Source organism: Thermicanus aegyptius DSM 12793 (genome assembly GCF_000510645.1).
Taxonomy (GTDB): Bacteria; Bacillota; Bacilli; order Thermicanales; family Thermicanaceae; genus Thermicanus; species Thermicanus aegyptius.
In genome coordinates, this window is the sequence record NZ_KI783301.1 from 17,211 (window position 1) to 29,710 (window position 12,500).

At 41.3% G+C, this 12,500-nt stretch carries 12 protein-coding genes and 1 pseudogene (1 of these 13 only partly in view); 10 read left to right on the forward strand and 3 right to left on the reverse strand.

From position 1 onward, the window contains the following. From tnpC (THEAE_RS0100135) to THEAE_RS0100145, 3 genes are all read left to right on the forward strand, one after another. The coding region (tnpC, locus tag THEAE_RS0100135) for an IS66 family transposase (RefSeq protein WP_084213385.1) at positions 1-1,197 on the forward strand (1,197 nt) is incomplete at its 5' end. A gap of 103 nt (positions 1,198-1,300) precedes the next feature. Continuing rightward, entirely contained in the window at positions 1,301-2,221 is a 921-nt protein-coding gene (locus tag THEAE_RS19480; RefSeq protein WP_052329640.1) for a hypothetical protein, read from the forward strand. A gap of 1 nt (position 2,222) precedes the next feature. Beyond that, positions 2,223-2,963 carry a TatD family hydrolase gene (locus tag THEAE_RS0100145; RefSeq protein WP_028986156.1) on the forward strand — a complete coding sequence of 247 codons (741 nt, stop codon included), beginning with the start codon at positions 2,223-2,225 and terminating at the stop codon, positions 2,961-2,963. Between the two features lie 152 nt (positions 2,964-3,115). Here the strand turns inward: THEAE_RS0100145 and tnpC (THEAE_RS19485) are convergent. The 3 genes and pseudogenes from tnpC (THEAE_RS19485) to tnpA all read right to left on the reverse strand — a co-directional run bounded on the left by tnpC (THEAE_RS19485) (position 3,116) and on the right by tnpA (position 5,449). Then, a pseudogene (gene tnpC, locus THEAE_RS19485) lies at positions 3,116-4,707 on the reverse strand (IS66 family transposase). 74 nt (positions 4,708-4,781) lie between these two features. Further along, the gene (gene tnpB, locus THEAE_RS0100155) at positions 4,782-5,138 is read right to left on the reverse strand and encodes an IS66 family insertion sequence element accessory protein TnpB (RefSeq protein ID WP_028986157.1); all 357 of its coding nucleotides are present in this window, start codon (positions 5,136-5,138) and stop codon (positions 4,782-4,784) included. Beyond that, entirely contained in the window at positions 5,135-5,449 is a 315-nt protein-coding gene (gene tnpA / locus THEAE_RS0100160) for an IS66 family insertion sequence element accessory protein TnpA (RefSeq protein WP_028986158.1), read from the reverse strand. The genes tnpB and tnpA overlap by 4 nt, the downstream gene beginning before the upstream one ends. Positions 5,450-5,631: 182 nt before the next feature. On the opposite strand from tnpA, the gene THEAE_RS19490 reads away from it, so the two are divergent. The 7 genes from THEAE_RS19490 to THEAE_RS0100200 form a co-directional block, all read left to right on the forward strand. Beyond that, entirely contained in the window at positions 5,632-6,630 is a 999-nt protein-coding gene (locus THEAE_RS19490; RefSeq protein ID WP_245605503.1) for a recombinase family protein, read from the forward strand. Beyond that, positions 6,627-7,064 (forward strand): recombinase family protein, encoded by a 438-nt coding sequence (locus THEAE_RS0100175; protein WP_425426360.1) that lies wholly within the window; start codon positions 6,627-6,629, stop codon positions 7,062-7,064. The genes THEAE_RS19490 and THEAE_RS0100175 overlap by 4 nt, the downstream gene beginning before the upstream one ends. Continuing rightward, positions 7,054-8,577 (forward strand): recombinase family protein, encoded by a 1,524-nt coding sequence (locus tag THEAE_RS0100180; protein WP_028986160.1) that lies wholly within the window; start codon positions 7,054-7,056, stop codon positions 8,575-8,577. The genes THEAE_RS0100175 and THEAE_RS0100180 overlap by 11 nt, the downstream gene beginning before the upstream one ends. A 117-nt stretch (positions 8,578-8,694) precedes the next feature. After that, complete coding sequence (gene istA, locus THEAE_RS0100185; RefSeq protein ID WP_245605504.1) at positions 8,695-10,215, forward strand: IS21 family transposase; 1,521 nt, start codon at positions 8,695-8,697, stop codon at positions 10,213-10,215. Next, on the forward strand, positions 10,212-10,985 hold the full coding sequence (istB, locus tag THEAE_RS0100190) for an IS21-like element helper ATPase IstB (protein WP_005585326.1): 774 nt from the start codon (positions 10,212-10,214) through the stop codon (positions 10,983-10,985). The genes istA and istB overlap by 4 nt, the downstream gene beginning before the upstream one ends. Positions 10,986-11,517: 532 nt before the next feature. After that, on the forward strand, positions 11,518-11,892 hold the full coding sequence (locus tag THEAE_RS0100195) for an ArsR/SmtB family transcription factor (RefSeq protein WP_005584884.1): 375 nt from the start codon (positions 11,518-11,520) through the stop codon (positions 11,890-11,892). Positions 11,893-11,905: 13 nt separating this feature from the next. Further along, a protein-coding gene (locus tag THEAE_RS0100200) for a heavy metal translocating P-type ATPase (RefSeq protein WP_005584885.1) crosses the window boundary here: on the forward strand, positions 11,906-12,500 show its beginning. It continues 2,003 nt past the right edge of the window; the window shows 595 of its 2,598 coding nt (coding positions 1-595); its start codon is at positions 11,906-11,908; its stop codon lies beyond the right edge, outside the window.

Sequence of the window (12,500 nt, forward strand, 5' to 3'; positions counted from 1 at the left end):
AGCGTAGAGGTCCGGCAAGAGTTAAAGGTCATTCCTGCTCAAGTGAAGGTTGTAAAGCATGTCCGGCACGTTTATGCCTGCCGCCACTGCGAGCACCATGAAGCGCACACCCCCATCGTCACGGCACCCATGCCTACGCCAGTATTTCCAGGGAGCTTAGCTTCTCCGTCCGCAATGGCCTACATTATGTCGCAAAAATATGTGTATGCCCAGCCGCTCTACCGGCAAGAGAAGCATTTAGAACGCTTGGGAGTGCCCTTATCCCGGCAAACCTTGGCCAATTGGATGCTCTATGGTGCTCACCAATGGCTTCATCCGCTCTATGAACGGATGAAGGAGCACCTCATTCGTCAAGAGATCCTGCATGCGGACGAAACGACGGTACAAGTACTCCGGGAAGAGAATCGGGCTGCGGAAACCACCTCCTACATGTGGCTATACCGTACCGGAAGAGATGGACCGCCCATTATCCTCTTTGATTACCAAAAGACAAGAGCGGGAGAACATCCCAAAGCCTTCTTAGCTGGGTTCCGCGGATTCCTCCATGTGGATGGATATGCCGGATACAACCAATTAAAACCGGAGGTTACGCTAGTAGGATGTTTCGCCCATGCCAGAAGGAAATTTGATGAGGCACTAAATGCCCTTCCTCCATCGGATCGAAATAAAAACGTAGCAGCCAAAATCGGGCTTGGGTTTTGCAACCAGCTTTATGCCGTCGAACGGGATTTAAAAGAGGCTTCCCCGGAAGAACGGTATGAAGAACGCTTAAAACGAAGTAAGCCCATTTTGGAGGCTTTTTCCGTATGGCTTCACCAAATGAAGGATCAAGTCCTACCCAAAAGCACCTTTGGGCAGGCGGTTCAGTATTGCCTTAATCAGTGGGAGAGCCTCACAAACTATCTCAAAGATGGGAGACTTGAAATCGATAATAACAGAAGCGAACGCTCTATTAAGCCATTTGTCATTGGGAGGAAGAACTGGCTCTTTAGCAACACACCAAGGGGAGCGAAGGCGAGCGCGATCATCTACAGTATCATAGAGACTGCGAAAGAGAATAACCTTAATCCGTACAACTACCTCACCTATCTCTTTGAGCGGCTACCGAATATCGATTTGAAGGATAAAGACATGATCGATCAGCTCCTTCCTTGGTCGGCCGCCTTGCCTTCAAATTGCCGGGTAAACCAAAAGTAAATTTAACGAAACGAAGCTTCGTCTCCTTCTTGGTGACGGAGCTTTTAATTTTGGCGGCATGTGGTCCGTATTTGACGCTTACTTTGCAGGAGCACTAACATTATTGGAAAAACATCAAAACCCGATTTTTGTTGGTTTTAGGGAGTATTCTTCATTAACTAGAAGACAAGCTGATTTAATAAATGCTATTAAAAAATCTTATAATAAACAGAAAATAAATTTTATACCTTTTAATGTTTCTCCTAGAAAACCGTTAAATGCTGATGATAGAGATATATACCACGAAAATACAAGTAGAAGTAGGTCGTTTTTGTTTATAGTAGGTGCAGTTGCTGTAGCTTCCTCAATAGGTGATAATGCACCTGTCTATATACCTGAAAACGGGTTTATTGGTATTAATGTGCCATTAACACAGAGTCGAAGCGGAAGTTGCAGTACTAGAACAACCCATCCCCGTTTTATTTCTTCATTAAATAGGTTGCTTGAAGCAGTAGGGATTAAACACAAGATTGTGAATTTCTATTCCCAAAAATCAAAAGGTGAAATTGTCGCTGAACATAAAAATAACGAAGTGTTTAGAAACTATTATAAGGAAACAATATCTTGTGCTCATCCAAGTCAATCAAGATATGATAAAATCACCCCACCGACTAACTGTGGATATTGTTATCCATGCCTTATAAGGAAAGCATCGTTAGTTTCAAATGGATTTATAGAAGATGTATACAATTTTAACTATAAATTAGGTAAGAGTTTTATAGAGGAGTATGACTCGTTGGTCGGTAAATCAAGTGATCTAAGGGCATTATTGTATGCTGTACGTAAATATATTGATAATGTCCATATTGATTTATTTGTTCCTAACATATTATTGAGTCACGGTTCATTAACATTGAATGAAATAAAATTATATGAAAGAGTTTATAAACAATCGATGCACGAACTTATTGAGATGATAAAGTATGAAGAAAAGCAACATAAAGATGGGCTATTAGAATATTTGGGCTGGACAGGGAATAAATAGAATGAAAAACTTAATTGATTTTCATGTTCATATTGATTATTACAAGGATTATAGGAGCAAAATAGAACATTACGAACAGAATAGAATCTATGCGTTGTTTGTGACAAACTTACCCCAGATATTTAACGAAAGTATGAGATTATTTTCAAATTTAAAATATGTAAAGATAGCGTTAGGGTACCATCCCAGATTTATAAAAGAAGAACCTTTTAATAAAGAGTTGTTTAACAAGTGCATATCGATGACTAAATATATAGGTGAAGTAGGATTAGATTACAGCGATGAATTTTTAGATTATAAGGAAGAACAACAAAGGATATTTAAATATATTTGCAAAAAAGCGGGTGAAACGAATAAAATTCTGTCCGTTCATTCTCATAAAGCTGAAGAAGATGTACTAAAAATTTTAATTGATAATAATGTAAAATTTGCGGTGTTTCACTGGTATTCAGGTAGTATTTCTTTCATCAAGGATATCCTAGATGCAGGGTATTACTTTTCAATCAATTACTCAATGTTAAGAACAAAAAAAGGTACGGAGATAATAAAGTCAATTCCGCTGAATAGAATTTTAATCGAAACAGATGGACCTTTCAGCAATTTTAAAGGACGTCCCATATCACCAAATGACTTATCTCAGGTGTATAACGAAATTGGTCGAAAAATAGGAGTTAATGATTTATCAGAATTAGCCTTTAATAATTTAAAGAACTTGCTTCTCTCACAATTAAACAGTTCCTAGCTAAATGACAATACAACTTTTTCTACTCAACTGGTCGGTTCCTTGTAACACCTTTGGGCAGGCGGTTCAGTATTGCCTTAATCAGTGGGAGAACCTCACAAACGAAACGAAGCTTCGTCTCCTTCTTGGTGACGGAGCTTTTAATGCTAAATTTACTTTTGGTTTACCCGGCAATTTGAAGGCAAGGCGGCCGACCAAGGAAGGAGCTGATCGATCATGTCTTTATCCTTCAAATCGATATTCGGTAGCCGCTCAAAGAGATAGGTGAGGTACTTGTACGGATTAAGGTTGTTCTCTTTTGCGGTCTCTATGATGCTGTAGATAATTGCACTAGCCTTCGCTCCCCTTGGCGTGTTGCTAAAGAGCCAGTTCTTCCTCCCAATGACAAATGGCTTAATAGAGCGTTCGCTTCTGTTATTATCGATTTCAAGTCTCCCATCTTTGAGATAGTTTGTGAGGCTCTCCCACTGATTAAGGCAATACTGAACCGCCTGCCCAAAGGTGCTTTTGGGTAGGACTTGATCCTTCATTTGGTGAAGCCATACGGAAAAAGCCTCCAAAATGGGCTTACTTCGTTTTAAGCGTTCTTCATACCGTTCTTCCGGGGAAGCCTCTTTTAAATCCCGTTCGACGGCATAAAGCTGGTTGCAAAACCCAAGCCCGATTTTGGCTGCTACGTTTTTATTTCGATCCGATGGAGGAAGGGCATTTAGTGCCTCATCAAATTTCCTTCTGGCATGGGCGAAACATCCTACTAGCGTAACCTCCGGTTTTAATTGGTTGTATCCGGCATATCCATCCACGTGGAGGTATCCGCGGAACCCGGCCAAGAAGGCTTTGGGATGTTCTCCCGCTCTTGTCTTTTGGTAATCATAGAGGATAATGGGCGGTCCATCTCTTCCGGTACGGTATAGCCACATGTAGGAGGTGGTTTCCGCAGCCCGATTCTCTTCCCGGAGTACTTGTACCGTCGTTTCGTCCGCATGCAGGATCTCTTGGCGAATGAGGTGCTCCTTCATCCGTTCATAGAGCGGATGAAGCCATTGGTGAGCGCCATGGAGCATCCAATTGGCCAAGGTTTGCCGGGATAAGGGCACTCCCAAGCGTTCTAAATGCTTCTCTTGCCGGTAGAGCGGCTGGGCATACACATATTTTTGGGTCATCACGTAGCTAAGCGCAGAGGGAGAAGCTAAGCTCCCTGGAAATACTGGCGTAGGCATGGGTGCCGTCACGATGGGGGTGTGCGCTTCATGTTGCTCGCAGTGGCGGCAGGCATAAACGTGCCGGACATGCTTTACAACCTTCACGTGAGCAGGAACGATCTTTAACTCTTGCCGGACCTCTACACTCATTTCATGCAGAGGATTCCCACAGGAAGAACAGGTTTGTTCATCCTCGGGTAAGCGGTACTCGACGATTTCCACCGGCAGGTCTTTAAGCTGCTCTTCCCGCTTTCCACTTTTTTTGCGGCGATCGTAGGTGATCGTTTCAAGCGTCGGCTCTTCGGCAGCGGAATCGGCGGTTTCTTCCGCTTCGTTAAAGAGGGGAAGTGAAGCTATCCCTCATCCGTTTTCTCGCTGGATGAGCCAAACCGCTTCTTCTGGCTCAGGCGAAACTGTTCCTCATACCATTTCAGCTTTAACGTTAGTTCAGCGATTTGTTGATTTTGAAGCGCAATTTGCTGCTGCTGTGCCTCTATTTGGTTTTGAAGTTGTTCGATGGTAAGGGTCGTCGTTTTGTCCATGGGTTTCTTATTCGACATTGACTCGTTCAAATCCTTCCCATGGCGGCAAAGGCTAAAAACTTTTTTTCATCCCATTAAAGGATCGTACGTGCTGTAACCGGGGGATGCGCCTGTTTTTGGTCAAGGGAAAGCCCATCGAGCAGCCAGCGCAATTGACGCTTCGTCACATGCATCGTTTGATCTGTCACGTGATCCGGCCATTGAAACTTTCCCCGTTCAAGGCGCCGGTAATAGAGCCAAAACCCATTGTTTTCCCAATAAAGGATCTTTAGTTTGTCCCGATTACGGTTGCAGAAAACAAAGAGGGCATTGGAGAAGGGATCAAGATGAAAACTTTCTTTGACAAGCACCGCGAGTCCATCAATCGATTTGCGCATATCGGTACTGCCACAGGCCAGATAAACTTGTGCCGCACTCACATCTGGGATCATAACGCCTTCAGCACCTTGATTACATCGGCGAGGAGTGCGGGATCAAAGCCGGGCCTTACCTCGAGGGCGACATTCCCAACTTTCAAGGTTAAGACATCATGGGATGATGGACCTTCCATTGGGAGGCGAACCCATTGAGGTGACAAGGCTTTTGGCTTAGGCGATCTGGAGGATTCAATTTTTCGTACCCAGTACCAAAGCTGATGCAGCTTTAATTGATGTTCGTCACACCAGGCTTTCGCTGTCTTTCCACTTGCCCTAAAGTCAGCCACCCGAGCTTCCCATTCTTCACGTAAAGTGAGTTTCGTCATGAAAAAGCCTCCATTCTATTCTTTTTGGAGGATTATCTCATGAAGGCGGTGAAGATTGTAGGTGGGTTTTATTTGACGCTTACTCGGAAAATAACAAGTGGGCAATTCAAAGGAGATTTCAGAACGGAACTTTTAAGATTTCTTACCCACCATATGGTTATGACAACATTGACGGTCAAATGGTGGTAAATCCTGAGCAAGTAGAAATTGTGAAGTATATTTTTGCAGAAGTATTATTAGGCAAGGGTACACAGAAAATAGCAGATGATCTTAATCAGAAGGGTATCCCCTCCAAAAGAGGCGGTCGTTGGACTGCTACAACAATTCGAGGAATTCTAAAAAATGAGAAATATACCGGGGATGTTATACTGCAAAAAACCTATACAGATTCCCGTTTTAATAAGCGCACCAATTATGGTGAGAAAAACAGATATTTAATAGAAAATCACCATGAGGCAATTATCAGCCATGAAGTGTTTGAAGCAGTAGAGGCTGCCTTAAATCAAAGGGCAAAAGAAAAGGGAATAGAAAAGCGTAATGATAAGTACCAAAACCGGTATTCTTTCTCCGGAAAAATTATTTGCTCGGAATGTGGTAGCACCTTTAAAAGACGAATTCATTCATCCGGCACAAGAAAATATGTAGCCTGGTGTTGTAGTAAACACTTAAAGCAGATAACAGAATGTTCCATGCAGTTTATTCGAGATGAGGATATAAAGACGGCCTTTGTTACTATGATGAACAAGCTGATTTTCGGCAGAAAACTTATTCTACAACCACTATTAGATGCTTTGCGTGGAATGAGCAACTCAGATAACCTTTCAAGAATTCAGGAATTAGAGAAGCAAATTGAAAAAAATGCAGAACAGAGAGAACTGCTTGTAAAGCTTATGGCAAAGGGTTATCTAGAACCTGCCCTTTTTAACAGAGAAAACAATGAACTGCAAATGGAAGCAGATAATTATATGGGGCAAAAAGAAGCTTTAATTCATGCTTTAAATGGAGAATTATCAAAGGTGCAGGAAGTCAGTAACTTAATAAAGTTTACAAATAAGGCTGAAATGATAAACACTTTTAACGAGCAAATTTTCAATGATCATATTGAAAAAATTATCGTTTTCTCAAGGGTAGAGATAGGTTTTGTTCTGAAATGTGGAATCACACTAAGGGAAAGGATGTGAGAAAAGTGGCGCATACGCCTTATGGCTATAGGATAGAGAATGGAATAGCAGTTATCGATGAAGAAAAAGCTGAAAAGGTTAGGAATTTATATAAGGGTTACTTATCAGGCCTTTCCTTATCGGTCGCGGCAAAGTCTGCTGGAATAGATGCTTATCATGGAACTGCTGGAAGGATGCTAAGAAATGAACGTTATCTTGGTGATGATTATTACCCTGCCATCATTGATAAAGAGACCTACGAAAGAGCAGAAGCAGAGAGGGTAAAGAGAGCAAAAAAGCTAGGCAGAATCTTTGAACCCAAGACAGAAGATAAACCTACTATTTCTAAGAAGTTTTCCATAGGACAAGTAATTCAGAAGTATACAAATCCTTTTACACAAGCGGAATATGTATACAGCTTAATAGAAAGTGAGGTGCAGCAAGATGGCAGTTAACAAAAATGTAATGATTATACCTGCAATAAAACGTGTAGGCAACAATCGAAAAGAAGATGAAACACCAAAACTTCGGGTCGCTGCTTATTGCCGAGTTTCTACAGATAGTGATGAGCAGGCTAGTAGTTACGAAGTGCAGATTGAACACTATACAGAGTTTATTAAAAAGAATTCAGAGTGGGAATTTGCAGGGATCTTTGCTGATGATGGCATCAGTGGCACAAATACAAAAAATCGCGACGAATTTAATCGAATGATTGATGAGTGCATGGCTGGGAAAATTGATATGATTATTACCAAATCAATAAGCCGATTTGCTAGAAATACCTTGGACTGTCTACAATACATCAGAAAACTTAAAGATAAGAACGTTGCGGTATATTTTGAGAAAGAAAATATCAATACACTGGATGCCAAAGGTGAAATTATGCTTACCATTATGGCATCCTTAGCACAACAAGAGAGCCAGTCATTAAGCCAGAATGTAAAGCTTGGCTATCAATACCGATACCAACAGGGAGAGGTAATGGTCAATTGTTCTAGGTTTTTAGGATATACCAAAGATGAAAATAAGCGATTAGTAATTGTGCCGGAGGAAGCTGAAATTGTTAAAAGGATTTACCGAGAGTATCTTGAAGGCTCCAGTATGGATAAAATCAAAAAAGGACTTGAAGCTGATGGCATACTTACGGGAGCGGGGAAAAAAAGGTGGCATACCAGTACTATACGGAAAATATTAAGCAATGAAAAATACATTGGTGATGCATTACTCCAAAAAACTTATACGGTAGATTTTCTTACAAAAAAGAGGGTTGTGAATAACGGAATCGTACCTCAGTATTATGTAGAGAATAACCATGAAGCCATTATCCCGCGTGAAATTTTCATGCAGGTACAAGAAGAGTTAGTTCGTAGAAGTAGAGGACATATAAGTACTAGTGGAAAGAAAAGAAACTTTAGTTCAAATCATGTATTTTCGCAAATTATCTTCTGTGGAGAGTGTGGCGAAATATACCGTAGAGTTCATTGGAATAACCGAGGTAAAAAATCGATTGTTTGGAGATGCGTCAGTAGACTTGAGAATACAGGGTTAACTTGTCATTCCCGAACCGTGCTGGAGGATATGATAGGTATTGCTACGGTAGAGGCAATTAATAAACTAATAGGGCAAAAGGATGGCTTTTTAACTATCTTAAAGGAAAATATAGAAACAGTGATAAGTGAAACGGGCAATAATGTTGTTTCCGAGATAGATAAAAAGCTAGAGGAATTACAAAAAGACCTTTTGAGACTGGCCAATTCCAAAGAGGATTATAACGATATAGCCGATGAGATTTACAGGCTCAGAGAGGAAAGACATAAGGCTTTAGCAGAAGAAGCTGGCAAAAAAGGCTCCAAGCAAAGACTAGAAGATATGGAAAAGTTCCTAAATGAACAATCCACCCTCCTTGAGGAGTATGATGAGCAACTAGTAAGGAGACTTGTATTTGATAATCTAAAATTGAGCCACTAAAGCGAGGTTCGATCACAATAAAAATGAGCCACGGCATTTCCAAATCAAATCCTCTCTCTTATGATAGAAAGCGGAAGTCAAACTACATAAGAGGGGAAGAAGAAAAGGATGATCACCATGGCTCAATACCATCATATCAAATTTTTAAAGGAGGTTGAAGGATTATCGCAAAGACAAATTGCGAAACAACTTGGGATTTCACGAAATACCGTCCGCAAGTACCTATCGAATCAGACAGCTCCAACGGTCATTCAACGACAGAATGTATATCGGACCAAGGAATATTCCGCTGAAACAAAACGAGTACTCCCGATCATCGACAAGTGGCTCGAAGAAGACCAAGGGAGATGGGGAAAACAGCGCCACACCGCAGCGAGAATCTACCGGCGGCTGGTTGAAGAATATGATTTTAAAGGTTCCGAATCGAACATTCGAAAGCTCGTAGCCAAGCAAAAAAAGAAGATTGAGGAAGTTTATATCCCTTTAGAATTTAGGTTAGGGCAACAATTTCAATTTGACTGGGGGGAAGCCGATATTTTCCTTCAAGGAAAGAGGACGCGAATCTATCTCTTTTGTATTGAGCTTTCTGCGAGTCGAGCCCGCTTTGTACGAGCCTACCTTCACGAGAGACAAGAAGCATTCCTGGACGGTTTCGTTCACGCCTTTGAATTTTTCGGAGGCGTTCCTACCGAGGGCCTCTTTGACAATCTCAAAACGGCCGTACAAAAGATTCTGCAAGGAAGAGATCGTCTTGAACAGGACTCCTTTCTCTCTTTGCAAGCCCACTATCTATTTAAAGCTGAATTTTGCAACGTACGATCCGGAAATGAAAAAGGGAGAATCGAAGGAACCGTGGGCTATGTCCGGAGAAATGCCCTCGTACCCATCCCGGAAGTCACCTCCTTGGATGAGCTCAATGTAATGCTTAGAGAGTGGTGCTTAAGAGAATCAAAACAAAGAACCGTCCCCCGCTCCAAAGAAACTGTGTTGGACCTATGGGAAAAAGAAAAAGAGTATCTTCATCCCCTTCCGGTGCGGCGGTTCGAAGCCTGTAAACTCATCTCATGTGAGGTGAATAAAACCTCACTCATCACTGTTGAAACCAACCAATACTCTGTGCCTTGTAGCTTTGTAGGCCAATCGGTATGGGTGAAGCTTTATGTAGACCGAGTGATCGTCGTGGCTCAAAACCAAGTGATCGCAGAGCACCCACGATCCTATGAACGGAACGGGCTCATTACCAAATTGGATCACTACTTAGAAGCCTTGCTAAAAAAACCCCGGGCCCTTCGTGATGCCCATGCTTTTCACGAACCGAACATTCCGGAGGTGTTCAGGCGGTTCCACCAAAAGATGAGAGAGCAAGAAGGGGCCGCAGGCGATCGAAAAATGATTCGCCTTCTCCTCCTTCACCGCGAAATCGGAATGGAGATCCTCACAAAGGCCTTTGAAGAAGCGGAACAAGCCCAGATCTATCGATACGAACAGGTCTACGAAATCATTCAAAAGAAGAAAAACCCAGCCCAAAACATTCAAACGCTACCAAAAGAGAAAACACCCGAGGGTCTCTTCGAACTCAAAGTACAAACCGGGAGTACAGAGAAATATGGGCAATTAATGAGAGGTGGAGTCCATTGAACACCGAAATCCTACTGGACCATATGACAAAGCAGCTTAAAATACCGGCCATCGCCAAACAATATCGGGCATTAGCGAGAGAAGCGGAAGAAAAGAACCTCCGATATGAAGAATACCTATGTGCCCTACTTGAAGTCGAATCCCTATCGCGAGAAGAAAACCAGAAACAACGAAGATTAAAACAGGCGACCTTCCCCATTCATAAGACACTTGACACCTTCGATTTCACCTTAACTCCCAGCCTCAACCGAAACCGCTTTATGACCTTGGCAAAAGGGGAATTTGTAGAGAAGAAAGAAAACGTCATATTTTTAGGAAACAGCGGTACCGGCAAAACGCATCTTGCCACTGGATTAGGGACCTCCCTCATACAAAACGGATACAAAGTAAAATTTATTACCGCTCAGGACCTTGTCGAAGAACTCCTTACGGCCAATGTAGAGTTAAAGCTTACCGCATTTGAGCATAAATGGCTCAAATATGATGTCATCATCATCGACGAATTAGGATACGTCCCCTTTTCAAAAACTGGTGCAGAACTCTTATTTCAATTCTTCTCCAATCGCTACGAACGAGCGAGTGTCATCATAACAACCAACCTCGACTTTACAGAGTGGACAAGCGTGTTTGGTAACGACAAGATGACCATTGCCTTACTAGACCGACTGACGCACCGATCACACATCTTTTTACTAAATGGAGAATCTTATCGATTCCGGCAAAGCATGAAAAGAATCGAGGAAAGGGAAGGGGGTAGGCCGCGCGAGTGAAAAGGGGGGCTTTTCCCGTCGGGGAAAGCCCCTTTTTGCCACCTATATTCATCCATTTATGGAAGTAAGCGATTCGAAAATGGCTCAATTTTTAAGTGATCGACCTGGCTCAATTTATTGTTGACAAAAACAAGACTTATAGAGAAAATAACGGTCTATGATGATAAACTAACTATTGAATTTAAATCTGGTGTAGAAATTGATATAGAAAAATAAAACGAATTTGACCGCCGATTGAGGAGAAATACTTCTTGATGGGCGGTTCTTTTCTATTTATACTTGGGGATAATCTAATAAGTGAACTCGTTTCAGCAAGCTGAAACATCGGGGAATCAGATGGAGAGTCTACTCCACCTGATTAAAACCCACCTACGCTGCGCTTAGAGGTGGCGGTCTTGACCGTAAAGCTAAAAGATAAACACACTTGAACAATTACTCATATGTTTTTATTGACAAACGGAGAATTGAGGTTTATAATATATATGAAAGCTTATTCAAGTGTTCAATTGAATGATAAAGAGGTGATATAAATATGGCAAAAAAAATTCAACCAATTGAAAGATGCGACTGTGATGTAATACATGAGGAAATTGTAAATAAAGTGCGAGAAAAAATGCCTCAAGAAGAAACTCTATATGATCTAGCAGAACTATTTAAAGTTTTTGGAGATTCAACAAGAATTAAGATACTCTGGGCATTAGATGAATCAGAGATGTGCGTTTGCGATATTGCATTCTTATTAAATATGACCCAATCAGCAATTTCACATCAGCTAAGAGTCTTAAAGCAGGCTGAACTAGTAAAGAGCAGAAGAGAAGGAAAGATTGTATTCTACTCTCTTGAAGATGAACATGTAAAGCAAATATTTGACCAGGGATTAATTCATATTTCAGAAGAAAGTAAGTAAAGGAGGGTCAGTAATGTTAAAGAAGGAAGTAATTTTAGAAGGTTTAGATTGCGCAAATTGTGCAGCTAAAATTGAAGATGAGGTTAATAAATTAAATGGAGTCAAAGCCTATATGAACTTCATGAACAAGACATTGACTTTAGAAACTGAATCAGAGCAAGAGTATAAGAATACATTACAGCAAGTTAAAACCATAGTGCACAAGCACGAACCGGATGTGGTAGTGAAAGAAAAATCCGTTAACAAGAGCAATAAAAAAGTATTAATACTTGAAGGACTTGACTGTGCGAATTGTGCTGCAAAGATTGAAGCTCAAACACAAAGCCTTGAAGGAGTAAATAGTGCGACCGTTGATTTTGTATCTAAGAAGCTGACAATTGAAGCGGTCGATAAAAAGGAATTTGGTAAAATTCTTGGAGAAGTAACATCCATTGTAAATAAACTTGAGCCGGATGTTAAAATAGTTGATGCAGAGAAGAAAAAGGTGAACAAAAGCATAGTAATGCTTGAAGGACTTGGCTGCGCGAATTGTGCAGCTAAAATGGAAAAAGAAATAAGCGGTCTAGAAGGAGTTGAATTTGCTGCAGTAGATTTTGTTTCGAAGAAAC

Bases quoted from the DNA above. Each gene is read 5' to 3' on its own strand.
- tnpB (WP_028986157.1), bottom strand. From the start codon at position 5,138: ATGATCCCAGATGTGAGTGCGGCACAAGTTTATCTGGCCTGTGGCAGT.
- THEAE_RS0100180 (WP_028986160.1), top strand. From the start codon at position 7,054: ATGGCAGTTAACAAAAATGTAATGATTATACCTGCAATAAAACGTGTA.
- tnpA (WP_028986158.1), bottom strand. From the start codon at position 5,449: ATGACGAAACTCACTTTACGTGAAGAATGGGAAGCTCGGGTGGCTGAC.
- THEAE_RS0100195 (WP_005584884.1), top strand. From the start codon at position 11,518: ATGGCAAAAAAAATTCAACCAATTGAAAGATGCGACTGTGATGTAATA.
- istA (WP_245605504.1), top strand. From the start codon at position 8,695: ATGGCTCAATACCATCATATCAAATTTTTAAAGGAGGTTGAAGGATTA.
- THEAE_RS0100145 (WP_028986156.1), top strand. From the start codon at position 2,223: ATGAAAAACTTAATTGATTTTCATGTTCATATTGATTATTACAAGGAT.